Here is a 22,559-nt window from a genome sequence, read left to right on the forward strand (position 1 = left end):
GCGCGCCGAATACGGCCAGTATGGTGGTGCGCGCCGCCGAGCTGCCCGAGATGAGGTCGAGTAAACGGGCGGCGGAGCCAACCGGGAGAACCTGCCTTGAGTCGTGAAACTGACAGTTCGTCCTCCGGGCCCAACGGGCGCGGTGGAGCCGCGTACCCGTCGGGGACGCCCCCCTACGGGACCCCCACGGCTTCCGAGAACGGTGCCGACGCGGGCCGTTCGGCCACCGGCACCCCGCCGGAGGAGCGCAAGACCGAGACCACGCTGACGACACGGATTCGGATCAACATCCCCGGATCGCGGCCCATCCCGCCGGTCGTCGTGCGCACACCGGTAGGGGACGCCGAGTCGCCCCCCGAGTCCGCCGGTTCCGCGGGAGCCCCCGCGGAGGCGCAGCGTGCCGTGAGTGCGCCCGTGGCAGCGGCCACGGCCACCGAGACCTCGGCCGAGGCCGCCGCCGCGGGCGGTCCTCCGGCCAGAGAGAAGACCAGCGACTGGTTCGCGCCCCGCAAGTCCGGTGCGCCGGGCGGCGGCCCGGGCGGCGGGTCCACCAACGGGGCGGGCCTGCCCGGCGGTTCGGGACCCGCGGGTCCCGCGGCGCCGCAGGGCGCGGGCGCGCCGGGCGGCAACGGCACCGGCGGTGCGCGTCCGGGTGCCCCCGGCGGCGCGAACGGTGCCGGTCCCCTGGGCGGCGCTGGCGGTGCCCGGCCCGGCGGGGCGAACGCGCCCCGCCCCGGAAGCGGCGGTACGAACGGTGCCGGGCTGCCCGGTGCCACCGGCGCCGGACCCGTGGCCCCCGGTCACGGCGGCGGCACCGGTTCCTTCGACGTCTCCGCGGCGCTGGGCAACACGGCCTCGTTCCCGGCCATAGGAAGCGACGGCCCGGGCGGGCCCGGTGGTCCCGGCGGCCCGGGTGGCTCCGGAGGCCCGGGTGGCCCCGCAGGGCCCGGTGGCGAACCGCGCCGTGACGATCTCCCGTACTTCGCGGAGAACTTCTCGGGGAACGGCCGGGGCGGTCCCGCGGGCCCGACCGGCGGTCCGGTCACCGGTGACGGTCCGCTGGTGCCGCCGGTCGGCCCGGGCGCGGCTCCGGGCAGCCTGGCCGGTGGCCCCGGTGGTCATGGCGTCCCCGGCGGGCACGGCGCGGTCGGTCTCGGCGCGGGGTACCCCGGGGGCGGCCTCAGCGACGACACCGCGATCCTCACCCCGCAGAAGCCCGCGCCCGATCCGGGCGGCCAGGGCTACGGCGGTCCGGTGGACAACGTCTCCGGGCACACCCTGACCAGTGGCATCCCCGTCGTGCCGCCGGCCCAGAACTCGCCGTTCGGGCCGGGCGCGCACTCCGACGGACCGCTGCCGCACACCCCGCCGAAGGCGCCCGAGCCGGCCCCGAAGCCCGCCGCCTCCTCGAAGAAGCCGGCGAAGAAGAAGGGCCGCAGCAAGCTGACGCTCCTGGTCGTCGGCGTGGTGTTCCTCGCCGGTGCCGTCTACGGCGCGGGGCTGCTGATGAACCGCTCGGACGTCCCCAAGGGCACCACGGTGCTCGGCGTCGACATCGGCGGCGGCACCCGCGACGAGGCCGTCAAGAAGCTCGACGACGCCTTCGGGGCCCGTATGAACAAGGCGCTCCAGCTGTCGGTGGACGGCACCACGGTCTCGCTCAAGCCGGACCAGGCCGGGCTCCAGTTCAACGCCCAGGACACGGTCCGCGCCGCGGCGGGCAGCGACTACAACCCGGTCTCCGTGATCGGCTCGCTGTTCGGTCAGCAGCGCGTCGTCGAGCCGGCGATGCCCGTCGACGAGGAGAAGCTCCAGGCCGCCCTGGAGCGCACCGCGAGCGGCTCCGGTTCGGCGAGCGACGGCACCATCAAGTTCGAGTCCGGCAAGGCCGTCGCCGTGTACGGCAAGGCGGGCAAGGGCATCGACGTGGCGGCCTCGACCCAGGCCGTCGAGGACGCGTACCGCGCCCAGGTCGAGAGCGGCACGACCACCCCGGTGAAGGTCGCCACCACGACCCGTCAGCCGACCGTCTCGAACGCCGAGGTCGACCGGATGATGAAGGAGTTCGCCGAGCCCGCGATGTCCGCCCGCGTCACCATTCAGACCGACGCGGCACACAGCATCCCGTTCGGCGCCCTGTCACTGCCGAAGATCCTCGGCTTCAAGGCCGTCAACGGCAAGCTCGTGGAGACGTACGACCTCACGGCGCTCAAGAAGGCGTACGGCGCCACCTTCGACGGCGTGCAGATCCAGACCGCGAGCGGGAAGCGCGCTCTCACGCCACAGGACGTCGTCACCGCACTGGGCAAGGCCCTGCGCGGCAAGACGCCGGCGGAGCGCATCGGAGTCATCGCCACCAAAGTGAGCTGACCCCTGGTCATCCGGGAGGAACGGAGCCCCTGCCCGCACCGGGCAGGGGCTCCGTCGTCGCAGGGCGAACGCGTGGAGGCCCGTCCTGGGAGGACGGGCCTCCACGGGCTTCACGAGGTCACGGACGCGTGATGCAGTACAGGGCTATGTAGCCCTTGACGCCCTGGTAGTTGATCGCGATCCAGAAGTATCCGTCGGGGTGGCCGCAGGCGGTGTAGGTGCCCCCCTCGGAGGCCCCGCCGCAGTCTGCCCCCGCGCCCTTGGGGAAGAGTCCGAGGGCGGTCGAGCTGGTCGACTTCGACTGCCGGATCCGTACGCTCTCCTTGGCGTGGCAGTTGATGTCCTGGACCGAGACCGTGTCCGACGGCGCCGCCTGCGCCGGGGCGGCGAAGGCGAGGCCGGCGACGGCGGCCATGGCGGTGGCGGCGCCGGCGAGAAGTTTGCGCATCACAGTTTCCCCCTTGTGGTCGATGTGCCTGGCGGGTCAAGCCGAGCGGCGACCAAACTACCTATCTTGGCACGTGCATGCCACCAAATTACCGGCATGTGCATACGCGCTCCACGCGCACCGAGGCCGCCACCGTGCCGAAGGGTTCGACCAGCACCAGGCACGACATGACATCTGTCATCCGGCAGTCAGGACCGCCGACACTGCCGGGCACCGGGCCCGCGCGGCCACGATGGTCCCCATGACGACAACAGCGGCGCCCGCCACCACCCCGGTGGTCGGGTTCGATCAGGTGAGCAAGAGCTACGGGAACGTACGGGCCCTCGACGGGCTGACGCTCGACCTGCACCCGGGCGAGACCGTCGCCCTGCTGGGTCCCAACGGGGCCGGCAAGTCGACCACGCTGGACCTGCTCCTCGGCCTCAAGCACGCCGACACCGGCGCGGTCCGGGTGTTCGGCGCGAGCCCTCGCGAGGCGATCGTCGGCGGCCGGGTGGGCGCCATGCTGCAGAGCGGCGGCCTGATGGACGAGGTGACGGTCGGCGAGCTGGTGAAGCTGGCCTGCGATCTGCACCCGAAGCCGTACAAGGTCAGTGACGTGCTGGCCCGCGCGGGCATCTCGCCGATAGCCGACCGCAAGGTCAACAAGCTCTCCGGCGGCCAGGAACAGCGCGTCCGCTTCGCGCTCGCCACCGCCGGCGCCAACGACCTGATCGTCCTGGACGAGCCCACCACCGGCATGGACGTCTCCGCCCGCCAGGCCTTCTGGGCCACCATGCGCGAGCAGGCCGACCAGGGCAGGACCGTCCTGTTCGCCACGCACTACCTGGAGGAGGCCGACGCCATCGCGGACCGGGTCCTCGTGCTGCACCGGGGCCGCCTGCTGGCGGACGGCACCGCCGCCGAGATCAAGGCGAAGGCCGGCGCCCGGCGTATCGCCTTCGACCTGGAAGGCCCCATCGACGAGGCCCCGTTGCGCGCCCTGCCCTTCCTGACCTCGATCGACGTCTCCGGGCACACCGTCCGCATCCAGTCCTCCGACGCCGACGCGACCGTACACGCGCTGTACGGGCTCGGCCTCTACCCCCGCAATCTCGAAGTCGCCGGGCTCGGACTCGAGCAGGCCTTCGTCGCCATCACGGCCGCCGAGGAGGCGAAGTCGCAGTGAACAGCCTCATCAAGCTCGAGATCACCCGCGCCCTGCGCAACAAGAAGTTCCTGTTCTTCTCGGTGGTCTACCCCTCGGCCCTGTTCCTGCTGATCGCGGGCAGCGCCGACAGCACCACCAAGGTGGCCGGCACCGGGCTCACCCTGCCGACCTTCTTCATGGTCTCCATGGCCTCCTTCGGCGCCCTGACCGCGGTCCTGATGGGCAACAGCGAGCGCATCGCGAAGGAGCGCGAGAGCGGCTGGGTACGGCAGCTCAGGCTCACCACCCTGCCGGGCCGCGGCTATGTCCTGGCGAAGACCGCCAGCGCCGCCGTGATCAGCCTGCCGTCGATCGTGGTCGTCTTCGCGGTCGCCGCCGCCGTGAAGCACGTACGGCTGGACGCCTGGCAGTGGCTCGCGCTCACCGGCGCGATCTGGGCCGGCAGCCTCGTCTTCGCCGCGCTCGGCGTGGCCATCGGCTATCTCGCGAGCGGCGACGCGGTCCGCCCGATCACGATGATCCTGTACTTCGGGCTCTCGGTGCTCGGCGGCCTGTGGATGCCCACGACCACCTTCCCCGACTGGCTCCAGAAGATCGCGTCCTGGCTGCCCACGCACGCGTACGCTGCCCTCGGGCGATCCATCGAACTGGGCGACGCCCCGCACGCGAAGGACCTCGCCATCCTCGCTGTCTCCTTCCTCGTCTTCGCGGGCGGCGCGGCATGGCTGTACCGGAAGGACACGCTGAAGGCGTGAGCAGCATCGGCATCGGGCAACCCCCGCAGAATCGCAGGCAGAAGATGGTCAAGGCCATCTGGACCGGCATCTGGCTCGTCTATCTGAGCGCGCCCGTCAGCGACTTGGTGCACGGCGGGCACAGCACCGGTGTCGTCGTACTCGGCTGGTTCGGCCTGGTGGCCTTCGTCGGGTGGTACGCGGCGCTGGTCTTCCGCACCGGCCGCGGCGAGACGACCCCCTTCGTGTTCGTCTCGCTCGGGGTCCTCGCGGCCGAGGCCGCCCTGCTCTCCTTCACCCTGGGGCGGGAGTGGCTCGTCCTGTTCGTGTACGTCTCGATCGCGTCCGGCGCGGTGCTTCCGCTGCGGATGGCGCGCTGGGCCATCCCGGCCGTCTCCGCCGTGCTGACGGGGATCGCCCTGACCGTGTCGGGTGGCAAGGCGTATCTGGCGGGGCTGCTCATCCCGGCCTTCCTCGGCGGGTTCGCCATGACCGGCGTCCGCGAACTGATCCGCACGACGATCGCGCTGCGCGAGGCCCGTGCGACGGTCGCCCAACTGGCCGCGAACGAGGAGCGCCTGCGCCTGGCCCGCGATCTGCACGACCTGCTGGGCCACTCGCTCTCCCTGATCACCCTCAAGAGCGAGCTGGCCGGCCGGATGCTCCCCGACCACCCCGACAAGGCGGCCCAGCAGGTCGCCGACATCGAACAGGTCAGCCGGCAGGCCCTCGTCGACGTGCGCGAGGCGGTCACCGGCTATCGGCGCCCCCGGCTGTCCGGCGAACTCGCGGGCGCACAGGTCGCGTTGACGGCGGCGGGCGTCACCGCGGACCTGCCCGCCGAGCCGGACCTCGCCGACGTCGCCGAGGAGAGCGAGTCCGCGCTCGCCTGGGCCCTGCGGGAAGCGGTCACCAATGTCGTACGGCACAGCGGGGCCCGGCGCTGCACCGTGGAGCTCGTCCGCCGCCAGACGCTGGACGGCCCGATGCTCGAACTGAGCGTGGAGGACGACGGTTCGGGCGGCTCCGGCCATGGTCCCGGCAATGGTCTGACGGGCCTGACCGAGCGGCTGGAGAAGGCGGGCGGGGCCCTGGAGGCGGGCCGGGTGCGGCACGGCTTCCGGCTGGTCGCACGGGTACCGGCGCAGGCCCCCTTCGAGGCCGCCGATCACCCCGTAGGATCCGGTGCATGAGCCGCACGATCAAGGTCCTGCTCGCCGAGGACCAGTCGATGGTCCGCGAGGCGCTGGCCGCGTTGCTGGGCCTGGAGCCCGACATCGAGGTGGTCGCCCAGGTGGCGCGCGGCGACGAGGTGCTGGCCGCGGCCCGTGCCCACGACGTGGATGTGGCGCTTCTCGACATTGAGATGCCGGGCAAGACGGGCATCGAGGCGGCGGCCGAGGTCCACAAGGAACTCCCCGGCATCAAACTGCTCATCCTCACGACCTTCGGACGCCCCGGCTATCTGCGCAGCGCCATGGAGTCCGGCGCCGACGCCTTCCTCGTCAAGGACGCCCCGGCCGCCCAACTCGCCGCGGCGGTCCGCAAGGTGCTCGCCGGTGAACGGGTCATCGACCCCACTCTCGCGGCCGCCGCCCTCGCCGAGGGCGCCAACCCCCTGACCGACCGCGAACGCGAGGTCCTGCGCGCGGCGGCCGACGGTTCCACCAACGCCGAACTGGCCACCACCCTCCACCTCTCCCAGGGCACGGTCCGCAACTACCTCTCGACAGCGATCCAGAAGCTGACGGCCCGCAATCGCGCGGAGGCGGTCCGGATAGCACGGGAAAAGGGCTGGCTCTAAAACCCCGTTCGGGGGAGCGCCCCGAAAGGGGCGCGGGGAACTGCGCGCTCAGCCACACCAGACCCGCAGTCGCGGGGGCACAGTTCCCCCTACGGTGCATGGGCGAACCGCGAACTCAGTTCAACATCGCCCGAGCCGCCCGAGCCTGCCCCCGAACCTTCTCCGCCGAAGGCGGATCCACCGCGGCGACCACATCGGCGTAGGCCTCCAACTCCGCGGCCCCACCCAGGAAATCCCCCCGCTGCACCAGTAACTGAGCCCGCTCGTACCGCAACCGCGCAGGATGCGACGGCAACAGCAGTGCCAACTCCACGGCCCACAGACTGACATCCGACCGCTCCGGCCGCGCCGCCGCCCACGCCCGGACGTTGTTCAGGATCCGCACGACCACGTCGAGCGGAGGGGCGGGGACGAGCATCGAGGGATCGAGAGGCGCCCCGGTGGCGCCCTGCACGAGCAGCTCCGCATCGGAGCCGCTCAGCACCCGCCCCCCGTCGAAGGGATCGGCGAGCACCTGCTGCTCGGCCGGTCCGAAGCCCACCACGAAATGCCCGGGCAGGGCGACCCCGTACACCGGCGCGCCGGCCCGTCTGGCCACCTCCATCCACACCACGGAGAGCAGGATGGGCAGCCCGCGCCGCCGCCGCAGCACCGCGTGCAGCAGTGACGACTCCAGCCGTTGATAGTCCCCGGGCGAGCCCCGGAACCCACAGCGCCCGCCGAGCAGCTCGGCGAGCGCGGTCGCCCAGGACAGCGCCCCACCGGGCCGGAACGGCAGCTGTCCGGCGAGCCGGTCGAGTTCGATCTGGGCCGCGTCCGTCCCCGCCTCGTCCAGCGTGCCGTCCGCCGCCGCCCCGATCAGCAGACACAGCGCCGCCAGGTCGGGCCGTTCGGACCGTGCCTCCTCGGCGAACCTCCGCCGCACCTCGGCGGCTCGCTCCGGCTCCGGGGGATGGGGGGAAGGCATGGCGGTCTGGTACCCCTTCACGCCGGTCGACGGCGGTCGTCGGCGGACGCCTCGGGCGCGCGGTAGTGGTGGTACGTGTGATGCGCCGCGAAGCCCATCCCGGCGTACAGCGCCCGCGCCCCCGCGTTGTCCGCCTCCACCTGGAGCCAGGCCGCCGAGGCGCCCTCGTCCAGGGCACGGCGGGCGAGCGCGGCCATGACGGCGGTGGCGAGGCCCCGGCGACGCTGGGCGGGGTCGACCTCGACGGCCGCGAAACCGGCCCACCGCCCGTCGACGACGCACCGCCCGATCGCGGCCGGAGGTTCCCCCTCGGCGCCTGGCACCGTCGCGAACCACACCGAGGGCCCGCTGCCCAGGACGTGCAGCGCGACCTCGCTCAGCCCCTTGCGCTGGTAGCGGCCCAGCCAGGCCTCGTCGGCCGCGCGGGCGAGGACCACCCCGGGGGCCTTTGCGACCTCGCGGTCGGCGAGCGGCGCGAGCGCGCCGATCCACAGCCCGGCGCTCACCTCACGCGCCCAGCCGCGCGCCTCCAGCTCCGCGCTCAGCACCTCCTGCGTGCCCTCGGCCCCGGTGGCGGTCTGGACGTAGGCGGGCAGGTCACGGGCCGCGTACCAGGCGCGTACGTACGTCAGCGCCTCGTCGAGCGGCACGCCCGGGTCGCCGAGCGGCAGCACGGAATTCGCGCGCCGGGTGAACCCGGAGGCCGCCCGCAGCTCCCAGTCGCCGAGCCGCTCGCTCTCCACCGGCTGCCAGGCCCGCGCCGTGACCCGCGCCAGTTCCTCGTACGAGGCCGCGGGGCCCCGCCGACGCGCCGGGGCGGCCGGTACGACCTTGCCCGCGACCAGTGAGGATTCCGGAATCCGGACGACTTCGCCGTCGCGCCGTGTGATCAGCAGCACACTCTCGTCCCATGATGTGAGAACACCGACCGTGTCAGTGAACTTCTCACCGCCGGCGGCACCTTCGATATCTGTGATCATCCGCCGAACAGAGACACGTTTGCCCACGTCAGCAGCGGTGATTCGGACCTCGAGACGTCCGGCCGCAGAGATTTCCACAGGTCAGTTCACCCCTCCTGTATGGATCACGCCCCGGAACGGAGATACTAGGTGCGGGCATCGACGACGCCGCGCTCCCGCGCGCCAGGCGGCGGAGCCTACGGAGGCCCGCCAGCGCCCTATCGAGGAGGAACGACAGCGTGACCTACGTCATCGCGCAGCCTTGTGTCGACGTCAAGGACAAGGCGTGCATCGAGGAGTGCCCGGTCGACTGCATCTACGAGGGCTCCAGGTCCTTGTACATCCACCCGGACGAATGCGTCGACTGTGGAGCCTGTGAGCCGGTGTGCCCGGTCGAGGCGATCTTCTACGAGGACGACACTCCGGAAGAGTGGAAGGACTACTACAAGGCGAACGTCGAGTTCTTCGACGAGCTCGGCTCGCCCGGCGGCGCCAGCAAGCTCGGTCTGATCGAGCGCGACCACCCCTTCATCGCAGCGCTGCCGCCGCAGAACCAGTAAGCGGCCGCACCTACGCGCCGCCTCGGTCCCGTACGGCCGATCCCCTCGATCGCCGTGCGGGGCCGAGGCGTTTGCCGTAGCGGCCCGTACCGGCCACAGGCGCGCAGGCCGTGTGTGTACGGGTCGTACGAACGAGAAAGTGAGCCCGATCCCGTGTCCGCAGTCTCCGACCGGCTTCCCGTCTTCCCCTGGGACAAGCTGGAGCCCTTCAAGGCGACGGCCGCCGCTCATCCGGGTGGCATCGTCGACCTGTCCGTCGGCACCCCGGTCGACCCGGTGCCCGAGCTGATCCAGAAGGCTCTGGTCGCGGCCGCGGACTCGCCGGGCTATCCCACGGTGTGGGGCACGCCCGAACTGCGCGACGCGCTCACCGGCTGGGTCGAGCGGCGGCTCGGCGCACGCGACATCACCCACCAGCACGTGCTCCCGATCGTCGGCTCCAAGGAACTCGTCGCCTGGCTCCCCACCCAGCTGGGCCTGGGCCCCGGCGACAAGGTGGCGTACCCGCGCCTCGCCTACCCGACGTACGAGGTCGGCGCGCGCCTGGCCCGCGCGGACCACGTGGTCTACGACGACCCCACGGAGCTGGACCCGACGGACCTGAAGCTCCTCTGGCTGAACTCCCCGTCGAACCCGACGGGCAGGGTCCTGTCCGCCCCGGAACTCGCCCGGATCGTCGCGTGGGCCCGTGAGCACGACATCCTCGTGTTCTCCGACGAGTGCTACCTCGAGCTGGGCTGGGAGGCCGACCCGGTCTCGGTCCTGCACCCGGACGTCTGCGGCGGCTCGTACGAGGGGATCGTCTCGGTCCACTCGCTCTCGAAGCGCTCGAACCTGGCCGGCTACCGCGCCGCGTTCCTCGCCGGTGACCCCGCCGTCCTCGGGGACCTGCTCCAGATCCGCAAGCACGGCGGCATGATGACGTCCGCGCCGACCCAGGCCGCGGTGGTCGCCGCCCTCGGGGACGACGTCCACGTCCGCGAACAGCGCGAGCGCTACGCGGCCCGCCGCACCGCCCTGCGCGAGGCCCTGCTGCGCCACGGCTTCCGCATCGAGCACAGCGAGGCGAGCCTGTACCTGTGGGCCACCCGTGGCGAGTCCTGCTGGGACACCGTCGCCCACCTGGCCGAACTGGGCATCCTCGTCGCCCCGGGCGACTTCTACGGCGAGGCGGGCGAGAACTTCGTCCGCGTGGCCCTGACGGCGACGGACGAGCGGGTGGCGGCGGCGGTAGAGCGCCTGGGCTAAGAAGCCCCTGGCGAGGAGCGTGCCCTTTAGGGGCGCGGGGCTCCGACATGTGCGGCTCCGCCGCGTGGGCGCGCCCAGCCCCCACCGGCCCGCACGCCAGGAACCGACACGCACGAAGGGGTCCAGGGAACATCCCTGGACCCCTTCTCCGTACAGCTACAGCATGCGTACGGCCCCGGCGGCTAGCCGAGCGGCAACCCCTTCAGCGGCAGCTGCCCCGTCGGCAGACCACCCTTGGTCACCGCGTCCGTCGGCAGACCACCACCGGCGGTCTTCGCGGTGTCACCGAGCAGACCCCCGGCCTGCCCCGCCGCGTCCCCGGCCACCTTCTGCGCGGCCGGCGTCGCCGTCCTGGCGACACTGCCACCCGTCCTGCCCGCGGCCGGGACGGCCTTCTTGAGGGCGTTGCCGCCGGTCGCGCCCGCGAGCCCGGTGACGTTCTGCGTCGCACCGTCGACCGTGTTGCCGACGTGCGCGCCGTCCAGAGCGGTCAGCCCGCCGAGGTCGGGGGTGGCCGGGAGTTCGGCCGCCGCGCTGGCGGAGCCGGCCGCACCGACCACGGGCGCCGCTCCCGCTGCGATGAGCAGCGCGGCACGGGCGATCCGACGGGTCAGGGGGAGGGACATGATGCTCCTTAGACGGAAGAGAACGGTGAACTGTCCACCCGTGCCCGGGAGTTGACTGACCGGCCGCCGACCGGCTGTCGGGCGACCCGTTGATCGTTCCGGGCTCGGACGCAGTGACTACCGCTCGAGACCCGCGAAGGTTGCGGTGGCCCGACGTAAAGAGTTGGCAATGCGTCGCATTATCAGTTGTGGATAAAAACGGGCAAAGGGCATCCGGTCGGAAAGTCTGCCGAATCCTTACGGCCCTTTGTTTTCAAGGGGTCCGGCGGATTCCGGAGTGAGCACGCGAAAACCTGCTCGCAGCAGCAACGCGCCACGCCGCGCATCCCCCGTACAGGTGAGGCCCCGTACTACTGCGCGGTGACGATGCGGACCGCGCCGGCGGACTGCGTCGTCGTCGAACCGCCCTTGGCGACCGCCGCGCGCCACTCGCCGTTCCTCTCCCCGGCCGTCCACTCCCGCCCCGCGTAGGAGACCCGTTGGATGTGCAGCGTCGAGGAGTTGGCCACCGCCCAGTGCGCCAGCTCCCAGCCGCGCTGGCGGACGGTGGAGGCGCCGGTGGGGTCCTTGCGCACGGGCACGGTCACGGTGCGGCCGGAGACGCTCGGCGAGGGGGCGAGCGTCGGCGAAGCCGTCGAGGAGGCGGGGGAGCCCGCGGTGCCCACATCGGCTCCCGCCTCCTGCAGCACCTCGCGCCCGAAGTCCCTCACGAGCGCGGCGCGCACCGAGTCGGGGCCGCCGACCGGGGTCGCACCCGGGCGGCCCTCGCAGGTCAGCGTGGCCGCCGCGTGGCCGGTCAGGGCCGCGGCCAGCAGCGTCGCGTCCGGCTCGTGCTTCGCGTACGCCTGCGGATAGCCGCTGCGCTGCACGCGCTGCGCGGCCACGGTGAGCGGCAGCCGCGCGTAGCCCGGCACCTTGGCCAGGTGTTCGTAGAAGATGCCGGCCGCGTACGTCGGGTCCATGATCTGTTTCGTCGTGCCCCAGCCCTGCGAGGGGCGCTGCTGGAACAGGCCGAGCGAGTCCCGGTCGCCGTGCTGGATGTTGCGCAGCCCCGACTCCTGGAGCGCGGTCGCGAGCGCGATGGCCACGGCGCGCTCCGGCAGCCCGCGGGTGGTGCCGACCGCCGAGATCGTCGCCGCGTTCACCGCCTGCTCCGGGGTGAACTCGTACGACGCGCCGTCGCTCTTGCCCGAGACGACTCTGCAGCGCGGCGCACCCGTCCCTCCCGTGAGGTACTGCACCGCGAGGTAACCCGCGAGCGCGAGCGTGACTACGACGGCCGCCCCGAAACGGAAGAGGCGGCCGCGCCGGACAGGAGTGGGGGACGGCTCTGGCACGCCTACAAGGTACTGGAGGCGACGGTTGGAGACGTATGGGGTTGTGGACAACCCGTGTGCGGCGGAGCGCCGAGCAGGGGGCGTTAGGGTCGAGGGCATGGCCGACACCACCCTTGACCTCACGCTGGACGCCGCCGAGCTCACCGCGCGGCTGGTCGACTTCCCCTCGGAGAGCGGCAACGAGAAGCCGCTCGCGGACGCCGTCGAGGCCGCGCTGCGCGCCCTGCCGCATCTGACGGTCGACCGGTACGGCAACAACGTCGTGGCGCGTACGAACCTGGGGCGGGCCGAGCGCGTGATCCTCGCCGGCCATATCGACACGGTCCCCATCGCCGGCAACGTGCCCTCGCGCCTCGACGAGGACGGCGTCCTGTGGGGCTGCGGCACCTGCGACATGAAGTCCGGCGTCGCCGTACAGCTGCGCATCGCGGCCACGGTCCCCGCACCCAACCGCGACCTCACCTTCGTGTTCTACGACAACGAAGAGGTCGCCGCCCACCTGAACGGCCTGAAGCACGTCGCCGAGGCCCACCCCGACTGGCTGGCGGGCGACTTCGCGATCCTCCTGGAGCCGACGGACGGCCAGGTGGAGGGCGGCTGCCAGGGCACGCTCCGGGTGCTCCTGAAGACCAAGGGGGAGCGTGCCCACTCCGCGCGCGCGTGGATGGGTTCCAACGCGATCCACGCGGCGGCCCCGATCCTCGCCAAGCTCGCCGCCTACGAGCCGCGCACGCCGGTCGTGGACGGCCTCCGGTTCCACGAAGGCCTCAACGCCGTCCGCATCGAAGGGGGCGTGGCCACCAACGTCATCCCCGACGCCTGCACCGTCGTCGTCAACTTCCGCTACGCGCCCGACCGCAGCGAGGCGGAGGCCGAGGCCTTCGTGCGTGACTTCTTCGCCGACTGCGACATCGACGAGTTCATCGTCGACGACCACACCGGCGGGGCCCGGCCCGGTCTGACCCACCCGGCCGCCGCGGCCTTCCTGGCGGCCGTCGGCGGCGAGGCCCGCCCCAAGTTCGGCTGGACGGACGTCGCCCGCTTCAGCGCGCTCGGGGTGCCCGCGGTGAACTACGGGCCCGGCGCGCCGCTCCTCGCCCACAAGGTGGACGAGCGGGTGCGGGCGTCGGAGATCCCCGAGGCCGAGGAGCGTCTGCGCGCCTGGCTGACGTCCTGAGGACCCGCCCGAACCTTCGCGGTGCACGGCGGACATGCGCATGTCCCCCCTCCGTAACCCGCGTAGATCTACGCTGGGCCTGAACCACTTGCAAGCGGAGGGAGCGCACATGGCTACTGGCAACCCCGAGGGCAAGAAGCAGCCACCGGAGGAGCAGCGACTGGGGCCGGTACTGCGCAGGCGGGGCCAAGTGCAGGCGAGTACCACGGACCAGCGGCTGCTCGACGCGGGCGGCCCCTCCGACTGGGTGCACACCGACCCCTGGCGGGTCCTGCGCATCCAGTCGGAGTTCATCGAAGGCTTCGGCACGCTCGCCGAACTCCCGCCCGCGATCAGCGTCTTCGGCTCCGCGCGTACGCCGGTGGACTCGCCCGAGTACGAGGCGGGAGTCGCGCTCGGCCGAGGCCTGGTCGAAGCCGGCTTCGCCGTCATCACGGGCGGCGGGCCCGGCGCGATGGAAGCCGCCAACAAGGGCGCCTGCGAGGCCAAGGGCATCTCGGTCGGTCTGGGCATCGAGCTCCCCTTCGAACAGGGCCTCAACCCCTACGTCGACATCGGCCTCAACTTCCGGTACTTCTTCGTCCGCAAGATGATGTTCGTCAAGTACGCCCAGGGCTTCGTGGTCCTGCCCGGCGGCCTCGGCACCCTCGACGAACTCTTCGAGGCCCTCACCCTCGTCCAGACCCAGAAGGTCACCCGCTTCCCGATCGTCCTGTTCGGCACGGCGTACTGGGGCGGTCTCGTCGACTGGCTCAAGAACACCCTGATCGCCCAGGGCAAGGCCTCCGAAAAGGACCTCCTCCTCTTCCACCTCACGGACGAGGTGGAAGAAGCGGTCGCCTTGGTCTCCAAGGAGGCAGGCCGCTAGCGGAGCGGCCCCGCAAGGCGATGGGGGTCCCCTGCTCGAGCGCAGCCGAAAGCTTGGGGGAGGGCAGGGGCGGCGGGGGCGAGGAAGACTACGCCAGACCCCGGCGGGCCACCGTCGGTGGGCGGTGGCCCGCGATCGACGCCACCATGTCCAGGACCTGACGCGTCTCGGCGACCTCGTGGACGCGGTACACCTGCGCCCCCAGCCACGCCGACACCGCCGTCGTGGCCAACGTCCCCACCACCCGCTCCTTCACCGGCTTGTCGAGCGTCTCCCCGACGAAGTCCTTGTTGGAGAGGGAGACGAGCACGGGCCACCCCGTCTCCACCATCTCGCCCAGCCGCCGCGTCGCCTCCAGGCTGTGCCGCGTGTTCTTCCCGAAGTCGTGCCCGGGGTCGATCAACACGGACTCCCGGGGCACGCCCAGGGCCACCGCCCGCTCGGCCAGTCCCACGGTCACCCGCAGAATGTCGGCCACGACGTCGTCGTAGGCGATCCGATGCGGCCGTGTACGAGGCTCGGCGCCCCCGGCATGGGTGCACACCAGCCCCACCCCGTACCGCGCGGCCACCTCCGCGAGCCGCGGATCCACGCCACCCCACGCGTCGTTGAGCAGATCCGCCCCCGCCTCGCAGACCGCCTCCCCGACCTCGTGCCGCCAGGTGTCGACGCTGATGATCACGTCCGGGAACCGCCGCCGCACCTCGGCGACGAAACCGACCGTACGGCGCGCCTCCTCCTCGGCGGTCACCTCTTCCCCGGGCCCGGCCTTGACCCCGCCGATGTCGATGATGGCGGCGCCCTCGGCCACCGCCTGGTCCACACGCGCGAGCGCCGGCTCGTCGCGGAAGGTGGCTCCCTGGTCGTAGAAGGAGTCGGGGGTCCGGTTCACGATGGCCATGATCACCGGCTCGTGCGGGTCGAATTCGTGCCTGCCCAGCCTGAGCATCCCCTGTGACCTCTCCTATAAGTCCCGCTGCTTAGCCGCCTGCGACCTTAACTGTCAGACTCGCATGGCACGATCGGACCCTGACACTTTCAGCGCCGGACCGCTTCGGCACTCGTCAGACATTTTTCAGTAGCTTCAGTACTTTCGCGTCGGCGCCCAACGCGTCGGCACCAGAGCGTGGGGACCTCAGCGATGTTCATGTTCTTGTTCCTGGTCGTCGCGCTCGCCGTCGTGGTCGCCGCGGTGACGCTGTCCGTGGTGGGCGGCGGCGAGAGCGCCCCCCTTCCCGACGCCGAGCCCGATCGGCTGGTGGACCCGCTGCCCCAGGACCGGCCGGTGAACCGCGCGGACGTGGAGTCCGTGCGCTTCCCGCTCGCCGCCCGCGGCTACCGCATGGCGGACGTGGACGACGCCCTCGGCCGGCTCGGCGCCGAGCTCGCCGAGCGGGACGCCAGGATCGCCGACCTGGAGGCCGCGCTGGCCGGCGCCCGCGCCAGCGCGACCATGTCGCTGCGCAAGCCGGTCGAGGGGGAGCAGCAGTGAGCGACGCGCTCGCCGGGCCCGACGGCGCGCTGCGCTGCCCCTGGGCCCTGTCCACCGAGGACTACGTCTCGTACCACGACAAGGAGTGGGGCCGCCCGGTCCACGGCGACGACGCGCTGTACGAGCGGCTCTGCCTGGAGGCCTTTCAGTCGGGCCTGTCCTGGATCACGATCCTGCGCCGCCGGCCGGGTTTCCGGGCCGCCTTTGCCGACTTCGAGATCGCCTCGGTGGCCGCGTTCACGGACGCCGACAAGGAGCGCCTCCTCGGCGACCCGGGCATCATCCGCAACCGCGCCAAGATCGAGGCGACCGTCGCCAACGCGCGCGTGCTGGCCGACTGGGCGCCGGGCGAGCTGGACGAGCTGATCTGGTCCTTCGCCCCCGACCCGGCCGGCCGCCCGGCCCCCAAGCGGCTGGCCGACGTCCCGGCGGTCACCGACGAGTCGACGGCCCTCTCCAAGACCCTCAAGAAGCGCGGCATCCGCTTCGTGGGCCCGACCACGGCGTACGCGCTCATGCAGGCGTGCGGCCTGGTCAACGACCACTTGGAGGATTGCGCGGCCCGGAGCACCCCTTAAGGGGCGCGGGGAACTGCGCGACCGTCCGCGGACGGCCCGCAGTTCCCGTACCGACCTCCGACCGCCGAAGCCGGCGAAGCGTCACCGCCCCAAGTACTTCGGCTTCTCCTTGTTGACGAACGCCTGCACCGCGATCACATGGTCCTCGGACGCCCCGGCCCGCGCCTGCAGCTCGTCCTCCTTCTCCAGCGTCTCGTCCAGAGAATGAGTGAGCCCGTACGCCACGGACTCCTTCAGCGCGGCGTACGCGACCGTCGGCCCCGCCGCCAGCGCCCGTGCCACCTTCTCCGCCTCGCCGCGCAGTTCGGACGACGGGACGAGCCGGTTGGCGATCCCGAGCTCGAAGGCCTCCTGCGCGGTGATGCTGCGCGGGAAGAGCAGCAGATCGGCGGCGCGGCCCGGCCCGATCACCCGCGGCAGGGTCCATGACATGCCCGAGTCGGCGGTCAGCGCGACCCCGGCGAAGGACGTGGTGAAGGCGGCGGTGTCGGCGACGATCCGGTAGTCCGCGCAGAGGGCGAAGCCGAAGCCGGCCCCCGCGGCGACGCCGTTCACCGCGGCCACCACGGGCTTCGGGGCGCCGGTCAGGGCGCGCACGATCGGGTTGTAGTGCTCGCGCACGGTGCTCATCGTGTGCCGCGACCCCGACTCCTTGTCGGCGGCCAGCAGCCCGATGTGCTCCTTGAGGTCCTGCCCGACGCAGAACGCCCGGTCACCTGCGGCGGTGAGCAGGATCGCCCGTACGCCGCCGTCCGCCGCGGCGGCCTGGGCCGCGTCCCGGAGGGCGACCTTGGTCTCGGTGTTCATCGCGTTCATCGCCTCGGGGCGGTTCAGCGTGATCGTCGCGAGTCCGTCGCTCACCTCGTAGAGCACGGTGTCGGCCATGGTGGGTCTCCTCCGGTGTCGCGGCTCCGACGTACCGGTCGGTACGTCCTGCGTACGAGGACAGCATGCAGGACAGCATGGCGGAGATCACGGTCCGGGGCGTGGACAGGACATGTGACCTGCGTCAAAGAATTCCGCGCCGTGGAAGTCGATGCAGCGGCGCAGTATCGCAGTCACATCGCCGAATTGAGTGGTTTTGCTCAAGCGCGTTGCGCAAGCGATGCCGACTGATGTTGGTCATCGGGTCCTGAGATGCGGGATAATGGCCTGGAAGCAATGTGTTCGATGCCGGTGACGTGTGTCCTATGAGGGGACGTGCGTGCCCTTCAAGGGGCCGTCGGCGACGATGAGCTGGTTTCAGGAAGGGGAACGAGCATGGCGGCCATGAAGCCGCGGACGGGCGATGGCCCGCTCGAGGTGACCAAGGAGGGGCGGGGCATCGTCATGCGCGTTCCGCTCGAAGGCGGCGGTCGGCTCGTCGTCGAGCTGACCCCTGACGAGGCCGACGCGCTCGGCGACGCCCTCAAGAAGGTCGTCGGCTGACGCGGAACGCGACCATACCTTTCAGCTGCCCCGGCACCGAATTCGGTGCCGGGGCAGTGGTTTTCCTGGAGTGTGACAGCGGTGTGCCTGTACGTATCGACGCAGGTCAGGCATGAATCGCGGGTACGAGGTCGAACGTGCGGTCAGCGCTTGACCCCGCACAGCAACCCGTCGCCCACCGGCAGCAGCGAGGGCACCAGGTCCTGGCTCTCGCGCACCGCGCGCAGCAGTTCGCGCAGCCGGCCGACCTCGGCGGGCTGCGGGCCCGATTCGACCGTGCGGCCGTCCGCGAAGACCCCCTCGAAGACGACCAGCCCGCCCGGACGCAGCAGGCGCAACGATTCAGCGAGGTAGTCCAGGCACTCCAGACGGTCGCCGTCGCAGAAGACGAGGTCGTAGCCCGCGTCCGCGAGCCGGGGCAGGACGTCCAGCGCGCGGCCGGGGATGAAGCGGGCGCGGTTGCTGGCGAAGCCCGCCGCGCGGAAGGCCTGGCGGGCGAACTGCTGGCGGTCCGGTTCCGGATCGACGGTGGTCAGTACCCCGTCCGGCCGCATGCCGTGCAGCAGATGAATTCCGGAGACGCCGGTCCCGGTCCCGATCTCCGCCACCGCTTTCGCGTCCACGGTGGCGGCGAGCAACCGCAGCGCGGCGCCCGTGCCGGGCGACACCGGGCGCAGCCCTGCCTCGTGGGCCCGGTCGCGGGCCCAGCGCAGCGCTTCGTCCTCGGCGACAAAGGCGTCGGCGAACGCCCAGCTCGTCTGCCGGTTGCCGGTAATGACCCTCTCCCTGTCCCCGTGGTTGCCTGGGCGTGACTGTATCCGTTGGTGCCGGGAACCCGCAGATGGGACCAGGCGTTTAGAAGGGTGCGGAAACAGAGCGGGGGGAAGTCGATGGAACAGTGCGCGGAGCGGGTTGGCGACCACATGCTGACGCAGGCATATGAGCACGTATCAAATTCTCGTAAAACCGCTTATCCGGAGCTAACGGGCGAGGTGGCTATGGTAGGGGCTCCACTGGACACCACCAGAGCCGACAGGGGAGGTGCGGCTGCGCCTGCGGATCGGGGCGGGGTGCTGCGGCGCCTTCTCAGATCAGCGGGTGAGCCGAAATCCGTGACCGACATCGCTGACAAGTTCCATGCTGCTGCCCCGGCGCAGACCGCGACGTTCACCACCGACGCGGAGTCGCAGGCGTGGACTCCGCCCACCTGGGAGGAGATCGTCAGCACGCACAGCGGCCGGGTCTACCGGCTCGCCTACCGCCTGACGGGCAACCAGCACGACGCCGAGGACCTCACCCAGGAAGTCTTCGTCCGCGTCTTCCGCTCCCTGTCGACCTACACGCCCGGCACCTTCGAGGGCTGGCTGCACCGCATCACCACGAACCTCTTCCTCGACATGGTGCGCCGCAAGCAGCGCATCCGCTTCGACGCCCTCGGTGACGACGCGGCCGAGCGCCTGCCCAGCCGCGAGCCCTCCCCGCAGCAGGTCTTCAACGACGCGCACTTCGACGCGGACGTCCAGCAGGCGCTGGACACCCTCGCGCCCGAGTTCCGCGCCGCCGTCGTCCTCTGTGACATCGAGGGACTTTCGTACGAGGAGATCGCCGCGACCCTGGGCGTCAAGCTCGGTACGGTCCGCAGCCGGATCCACCGTGGCCGTTCGCAGCTGCGCAAGGCCCTGGCACACCGGTCTCCCGAGGCCCGTGCCGAGCGCCGCGGCTTCGCGATCACGGGAGTTCCCGCGCTGGGAGGAGGGGGCGCGACCGCGTGAGTGGATCCCGGCCCGACTCTACGGAGCGGCGTGTTGCCGACCAGCATCTTGGGGACCGACTCTCCGCCCTGGTGGACGGAGAGCTCGGTCATGAGTCGCGTGATCGCGTCCTGGCCCACCTCGTCACCTGCGCGAAGTGCAAGGCCGAGGCGGACGCCCAGCGCCGACTGAAGAACGTCTTCGCGGAAGTCGCCCCGCCGCCCCCCTCCGAGAGCTTCCTGGCCCGTCTCCAGGGACTGCCCGGGGGAGGTGACTTCGACGGCGGTGATGGCTCACCGTTCGGCGGGGGCGGATTCGGCGGAAGACTCCCCTCCGGCGCCCCGGTGACCGGTGTCTTCGGAGTGCGCGGAGAGCCCTTCGGGTACGTGCCCGCCGCGCCGCACGGCGACGTGCTGCCACCCGCCTCCGGGCGCGGTTTCCGCATCCATGACGTCAGCCGTCACGAGACCGACCGGTCGGCCTCGCGCGGGCTGCGCTTCGCCTTCGCCGCCGCCGGTGCGGTGTCGCTGGCCGCGGTCGCGCTCGGCGGGGTGTCGACCGGAGTGCCGGCCGACACCACGGACGCGCGCGGTGGCTCCGGCGGCAGCAATGTGACGCCGGCGCGTACGCCGGGCTCGGGGTCCGCGACGGCCCCCGAGACACAGCGCCGCCGCTCCGACGGGCCGCTGCTCGCCCAGGGCGAGCGTGCGCTCGGCGTGGCGCCCGCGGTGCCCACCTCGGTGTCCGCGCCCCTGCTCCCCGGAGTCCCCGCTCCGGTGACCCGGGCAGACGACGTCATGCACACGCTGACCACCCCCGTGGTGGCCGGTGCCGCCGTGATGTCCCCGCTCATACATCCGCTCACCGAGACCCAGCCGATCGCGCAGACCTCCTGGTCGACGCCGCCCGGCCTCACGCCTCCGCGGCTGCTCGCCGCCCCGGCCACCACCCCGTCCCCCTCTTCCTCCCCGTCCCCCTCCTCGCGTACCGCCCACTGACCGGCCCTCTGCGCCCCGGCCCCGGAACCTGGTTGAATCCAGGGTGGGCCGCGTCCGCCGGAGGGATTCCCGGACGCGGAATCGGCAATCTGCGGTGACCGTCGGCGTGTTGTGCCGCGGGCCAGGTGTGGGGAGAGCATGAACGAGGGGAAGCCCACGAAGGCGAAGTGGTGGAGTCGGCCCCGCCAGGTCCCTCCGGGGGTCGGCGAGGTGGGCCCGGTCGAGGACATCTCCGGACCCGGAGTGGACCGCGACTCCGACACGAACCACCACTCCGACGGGGACCACCGGCCCGAGAGGGACCACCAGACCGACGGGGACTACGAACTGGACCGGCCGGCGACGGTCACGGCTCCGACGGGTGTGGCCGGTGCGGCCGGTGCGGCTTCGCCGTACGTCGCACCGGCGGGGCCCGGTGCCGGGAGTGGTGTCGGCGACGGTGACTTCGAGCTGGAGCGTCCTGCCGCGGCTCTTCAGGGAAGCGCGCCGGATGCGGAGGCGCTCGGGGGTCCCTCCGACGCCGTGCCCGCGGGCCGGGCCCCCGTCGCCGCCGTACCGGCGCAGCAGGCCCCCGAAGACCGCCCCCGGCCCCTGCACGACCCCGACCCCTACAGCACCCCGCCGTACGGCGAGCCGGGCCCCTGGGCGCCCGCCCCGCCCGTCCAGCACCCGGCGGCCACCCCCGCGCACGGCACCGCCATGCCCCCGGGCCCGCCTCCGCTTCCGGCCCCGGCGCCGCTCCCGGCCCCGCTTCCGGCCCCGGCGCCGCTCCCGGCCCCGTATCCGAGCAACCCCCACCCGGCCCCCGCCCCGTGGCAGAACTACGACCCCTGGGCCGCCCCGGGACCGCTCCAGCAGAACGGGGCGGCTGTCGAGACGAAGACCCAGCGGCGCAAGCGGGTGAGGAAGGCGCTGGTCCTCGGGGCCTTGGCGCTCGCCCTCGTCTCCGGAGGCGTCGGAGGCGCCGTAGGGGCCTATCTGGAGCGCAACGGCGGGGTCGGTGACATCACGCTGCCCCAGGCCGCCAAGGAGGCGTCCGGGCGGGCCACGGACAGCGTGGCCGGGATAGCGGCCCGCGCGCTGCCCAGCGTGGTCACCCTGCATGTGCGCGGCTCCGGCGAAGCGGACACCGGCACCGGGTTCGTGCTCGACACCCGGGGGCACATCCTCACCAACAACCACGTGGTCGAGCCGGCCGGCAGCGGCGGTGAGATAACCGTGACGTTCAGTGGCGGCGAGAGCGCCAGGGCCACCGTCGTCGGGCACGACAGGGGCTACGACCTCGCCGTGGTCAAGGTGTCGGGAGTCGTCGGGCTGCGGCCCATGGCGCTGGGCAACTCCGACAGCGTCCAGGTGGGCGACCCCGTCGTCGCCATCGGCGCGCCCTTCGACCTCGCCAACACCGTCACCTCCGGGATCATCAGCGCCAAGGAGCGGCCCATCACGGCGGGCGGCGCGAAGGGCGACGGGAGCGACGTCTCGTACGTCGACGCGCTGCAGACCGACGCGCCCATCAATCCCGGCAACTCCGGCGGCCCCCTCCTCGACACCCGGGCCCGCGTCATCGGCATCAACAGCGCCATCCGCTCCGCCGACGGCGGCACCGACCTCCAGGGCGGCCAGGCCGGTTCCATCGGGCTCGGCTTCGCCATCCCCGTCAACCAGGCCAGGCGCGTCGCCGAGGAGCTGATCAACACCGGCCGGGCGACCCACCCGGTGATCGGGGTCATGCTCGACATGGACTACACGGGCGACGGCGCCCGGGTCGGGACGAAGGGCGGCGGCGCGCCGGTCACCGCGGGTGGCCCCGGGGCCAAGGCGGGCATCAAGGCCGGCGACGTCATCACCGAGGTCGACGGACAGCGCGTCCACTCCGGTGAGGAGCTGATTGTGAAGACACGCGCCCACCGTCCCGGCGACAGGCTCCGGCTGACCCTGCGGCGGGGCGGCTCGCAGCGGACGGTCACCCTGGTCCTCGGCTCCGCGAGCGGCGGCTGACCTCTTTCGACAGTAACTGACATGAACTTCACAGGAGGGGCCCCGAAGTCCGTGCTGAGCGGCGAA

23 protein-coding genes are annotated in these 22,559 nt (G+C 72.1%); 15 read left to right on the top strand and 8 right to left on the bottom strand.

All coding sequences use genetic code 11. The features are described 5' to 3' along the window. The first annotated feature begins 96 nt into the window (after positions 1-96). Positions 97-2,370 (top strand): peptidoglycan binding domain-containing protein, encoded by a 2,274-nt coding sequence (locus FNV62_RS32770; RefSeq protein WP_143609147.1) that lies wholly within the window; start codon positions 97-99, stop codon positions 2,368-2,370. A 118-nt stretch (positions 2,371-2,488) separates the two neighbouring features. Here the strand turns inward: FNV62_RS32770 and FNV62_RS32775 are convergent, their stop codons facing one another. After that, positions 2,489-2,818 (bottom strand): hypothetical protein, encoded by a 330-nt coding sequence (locus FNV62_RS32775; protein WP_054228234.1) that lies wholly within the window; start codon positions 2,816-2,818, stop codon positions 2,489-2,491. Positions 2,819-3,059: 241 nt separating this feature from the next. Here FNV62_RS32775 and FNV62_RS32780 point away from each other — a divergent pair, with 241 nt between their 5' ends. From FNV62_RS32780 to FNV62_RS32795, 4 genes are read left to right on the top strand one after another with little or no spacing between them, the layout of a single operon-like run. Further along, a complete protein-coding gene (locus tag FNV62_RS32780) occupies positions 3,060-3,986 on the top strand; it encodes an ABC transporter ATP-binding protein (RefSeq protein ID WP_179858271.1) in 927 nt (308 codons plus the stop codon). Further along, positions 3,983-4,723, top strand: a complete 741-nt coding sequence (locus FNV62_RS32785; RefSeq protein WP_143627966.1) for an ABC transporter permease — start codon at positions 3,983-3,985, stop codon at positions 4,721-4,723. The genes FNV62_RS32780 and FNV62_RS32785 overlap by 4 nt, the downstream gene beginning before the upstream one ends. Next, positions 4,720-5,895, top strand: a complete 1,176-nt coding sequence (locus FNV62_RS32790; protein ID WP_143602823.1) for a sensor histidine kinase — start codon at positions 4,720-4,722, stop codon at positions 5,893-5,895. Before FNV62_RS32785 ends, FNV62_RS32790 begins: the two co-directional genes overlap by 4 nt. Next, positions 5,892-6,506, top strand: coding sequence for a DNA-binding response regulator (locus FNV62_RS32795; protein WP_060901376.1), 615 nt, complete (start codon positions 5,892-5,894; stop codon positions 6,504-6,506). The genes FNV62_RS32790 and FNV62_RS32795 overlap by 4 nt, the downstream gene beginning before the upstream one ends. Before the next feature lie 115 nt (positions 6,507-6,621). On the opposite strand, the gene FNV62_RS32800 is transcribed toward FNV62_RS32795, so the two are convergent. Together FNV62_RS32800 and FNV62_RS32805 are read right to left on the bottom strand one after the other, a co-directional pair. Continuing rightward, positions 6,622-7,473, bottom strand: coding sequence for a transglutaminase-like domain-containing protein (locus FNV62_RS32800; protein WP_143609148.1), 852 nt, complete (start codon positions 7,471-7,473; stop codon positions 6,622-6,624). Positions 7,474-7,490: 17 nt separating this feature from the next. Next, positions 7,491-8,531, bottom strand: coding sequence for a GNAT family N-acetyltransferase (locus tag FNV62_RS32805; RefSeq protein ID WP_143609149.1), 1,041 nt, complete (start codon positions 8,529-8,531; stop codon positions 7,491-7,493). Between the two features lie 140 nt (positions 8,532-8,671). On the opposite strand from FNV62_RS32805, the gene fdxA reads away from it, so the two are divergent. Both fdxA and FNV62_RS32815 read left to right on the top strand, forming a co-directional pair. After that, entirely contained in the window at positions 8,672-8,992 is a 321-nt protein-coding gene (gene fdxA, locus FNV62_RS32810; protein ID WP_018089397.1) for a ferredoxin, read from the top strand. Positions 8,993-9,145: 153 nt separating this feature from the next. Continuing rightward, positions 9,146-10,240 carry a bifunctional succinyldiaminopimelate transaminase/glutamate-prephenate aminotransferase gene (locus tag FNV62_RS32815; protein WP_060901374.1) on the top strand — a complete coding sequence of 365 codons (1,095 nt, stop codon included), beginning with the start codon at positions 9,146-9,148 and terminating at the stop codon, positions 10,238-10,240. Between the two features lie 182 nt (positions 10,241-10,422). Here FNV62_RS32815 and FNV62_RS32820 read toward each other — a convergent pair whose 3' ends face one another. Next, a complete protein-coding gene (locus FNV62_RS32820) occupies positions 10,423-10,866 on the bottom strand; it encodes an ATP-binding protein (protein WP_097286143.1) in 444 nt (147 codons plus the stop codon). Between the two features lie 350 nt (positions 10,867-11,216). Beyond that, positions 11,217-12,203, bottom strand: a complete 987-nt coding sequence (locus tag FNV62_RS32825) for a heavy metal transporter (protein WP_097286144.1) — start codon at positions 12,201-12,203, stop codon at positions 11,217-11,219. A 97-nt stretch (positions 12,204-12,300) separates the two neighbouring features. Between FNV62_RS32825 and dapE the strand changes: the two genes are divergently transcribed. Both dapE and FNV62_RS32835 read left to right on the top strand, forming a co-directional pair. Next, complete coding sequence (gene dapE / locus FNV62_RS32830; protein ID WP_067368472.1) at positions 12,301-13,380, top strand: succinyl-diaminopimelate desuccinylase; 1,080 nt, start codon at positions 12,301-12,303, stop codon at positions 13,378-13,380. 109 nt (positions 13,381-13,489) lie between these two features. Beyond that, on the top strand, positions 13,490-14,248 hold the full coding sequence (locus FNV62_RS32835) for a TIGR00730 family Rossman fold protein (RefSeq protein ID WP_054228224.1): 759 nt from the start codon (positions 13,490-13,492) through the stop codon (positions 14,246-14,248). 88 nt (positions 14,249-14,336) lie between these two features. Here the strand turns inward: FNV62_RS32835 and folP are convergent, their stop codons facing one another. Next, positions 14,337-15,197 (bottom strand): dihydropteroate synthase, encoded by an 861-nt coding sequence (gene folP, locus FNV62_RS32840; RefSeq protein WP_054228223.1) that lies wholly within the window; start codon positions 15,195-15,197, stop codon positions 14,337-14,339. A gap of 192 nt (positions 15,198-15,389) precedes the next feature. Here folP and FNV62_RS32845 point away from each other — a divergent pair, with 192 nt between their 5' ends. Together FNV62_RS32845 and FNV62_RS32850 are read left to right on the top strand one after the other, a co-directional pair. After that, entirely contained in the window at positions 15,390-15,740 is a 351-nt protein-coding gene (locus tag FNV62_RS32845; protein WP_143627968.1) for a DivIVA domain-containing protein, read from the top strand. Continuing rightward, complete coding sequence (locus FNV62_RS32850; RefSeq protein WP_143627970.1) at positions 15,737-16,318, top strand: DNA-3-methyladenine glycosylase I; 582 nt, start codon at positions 15,737-15,739, stop codon at positions 16,316-16,318. Before FNV62_RS32845 ends, FNV62_RS32850 begins: the two co-directional genes overlap by 4 nt. An 81-nt stretch (positions 16,319-16,399) precedes the next feature. Here FNV62_RS32850 and FNV62_RS32855 read toward each other — a convergent pair whose 3' ends face one another. Further along, positions 16,400-17,203, bottom strand: a complete 804-nt coding sequence (locus FNV62_RS32855; protein WP_060901367.1) for an enoyl-CoA hydratase/isomerase family protein — start codon at positions 17,201-17,203, stop codon at positions 16,400-16,402. Positions 17,204-17,578: 375 nt separating this feature from the next. Between FNV62_RS32855 and FNV62_RS32860 the strand changes: the two genes are divergently transcribed. After that, positions 17,579-17,746 (top strand): DUF3117 domain-containing protein, encoded by a 168-nt coding sequence (locus tag FNV62_RS32860; RefSeq protein ID WP_003966491.1) that lies wholly within the window; start codon positions 17,579-17,581, stop codon positions 17,744-17,746. 143 nt (positions 17,747-17,889) lie between these two features. Here FNV62_RS32860 and FNV62_RS32865 read toward each other — a convergent pair whose 3' ends face one another. Then, the gene (locus FNV62_RS32865; protein ID WP_054228219.1) at positions 17,890-18,414 is read right to left on the bottom strand and encodes an O-methyltransferase; all 525 of its coding nucleotides are present in this window, start codon (positions 18,412-18,414) and stop codon (positions 17,890-17,892) included. A 402-nt stretch (positions 18,415-18,816) separates the two neighbouring features. On the opposite strand from FNV62_RS32865, the gene sigE reads away from it, so the two are divergent. From sigE to FNV62_RS32880, 3 genes are all read left to right on the top strand, one after another. Continuing rightward, positions 18,817-19,518: an RNA polymerase sigma factor SigE gene (gene sigE, locus FNV62_RS32870; protein ID WP_054228218.1), complete on the top strand. Its 702-nt coding sequence runs from the start codon at positions 18,817-18,819 to the stop codon at positions 19,516-19,518. Beyond that, positions 19,515-20,495 (top strand): anti-sigma factor family protein, encoded by a 981-nt coding sequence (locus tag FNV62_RS32875; protein WP_143627972.1) that lies wholly within the window; start codon positions 19,515-19,517, stop codon positions 20,493-20,495. The genes sigE and FNV62_RS32875 overlap by 4 nt, the downstream gene beginning before the upstream one ends. A 138-nt stretch (positions 20,496-20,633) precedes the next feature. Then, positions 20,634-22,493 (top strand): trypsin-like peptidase domain-containing protein, encoded by a 1,860-nt coding sequence (locus FNV62_RS32880; RefSeq protein WP_143627973.1) that lies wholly within the window; start codon positions 20,634-20,636, stop codon positions 22,491-22,493. Positions 22,494-22,559 lie beyond the last annotated feature (66 nt).

The organism is Streptomyces sp. RLB3-17, assembly GCF_007113425.2.
Classification (GTDB): Bacteria; Actinomycetota; Actinomycetes; order Streptomycetales; family Streptomycetaceae; genus Streptomyces; species Streptomyces mirabilis_D.

Bases quoted from the DNA above. Each gene is read 5' to 3' on its own strand.
- FNV62_RS32775 (WP_054228234.1), bottom strand. From the start codon at position 2,818: ATGCGCAAACTTCTCGCCGGCGCCGCCACCGCCATGGCCGCCGTCGCC.
- FNV62_RS32780 (WP_179858271.1), top strand. From the start codon at position 3,060: ATGACGACAACAGCGGCGCCCGCCACCACCCCGGTGGTCGGGTTCGAT.
- FNV62_RS32795 (WP_060901376.1), top strand. From the start codon at position 5,892: ATGAGCCGCACGATCAAGGTCCTGCTCGCCGAGGACCAGTCGATGGTC.
- FNV62_RS32800 (WP_143609148.1), bottom strand. From the start codon at position 7,473: ATGCCTTCCCCCCATCCCCCGGAGCCGGAGCGAGCCGCCGAGGTGCGG.
- FNV62_RS32820 (WP_097286143.1), bottom strand. From the start codon at position 10,866: ATGTCCCTCCCCCTGACCCGTCGGATCGCCCGTGCCGCGCTGCTCATC.
- dapE (WP_067368472.1), top strand. From the start codon at position 12,301: ATGGCCGACACCACCCTTGACCTCACGCTGGACGCCGCCGAGCTCACC.
- FNV62_RS32835 (WP_054228224.1), top strand. From the start codon at position 13,490: ATGGCTACTGGCAACCCCGAGGGCAAGAAGCAGCCACCGGAGGAGCAG.
- folP (WP_054228223.1), bottom strand. From the start codon at position 15,197: ATGCTCAGGCTGGGCAGGCACGAATTCGACCCGCACGAGCCGGTGATC.
- FNV62_RS32845 (WP_143627968.1), top strand. From the start codon at position 15,390: ATGTTCATGTTCTTGTTCCTGGTCGTCGCGCTCGCCGTCGTGGTCGCC.
- FNV62_RS32855 (WP_060901367.1), bottom strand. From the start codon at position 17,203: ATGGCCGACACCGTGCTCTACGAGGTGAGCGACGGACTCGCGACGATC.
- FNV62_RS32860 (WP_003966491.1), top strand. From the start codon at position 17,579: ATGGCGGCCATGAAGCCGCGGACGGGCGATGGCCCGCTCGAGGTGACC.
- FNV62_RS32880 (WP_143627973.1), top strand. From the start codon at position 20,634: ATGAACGAGGGGAAGCCCACGAAGGCGAAGTGGTGGAGTCGGCCCCGC.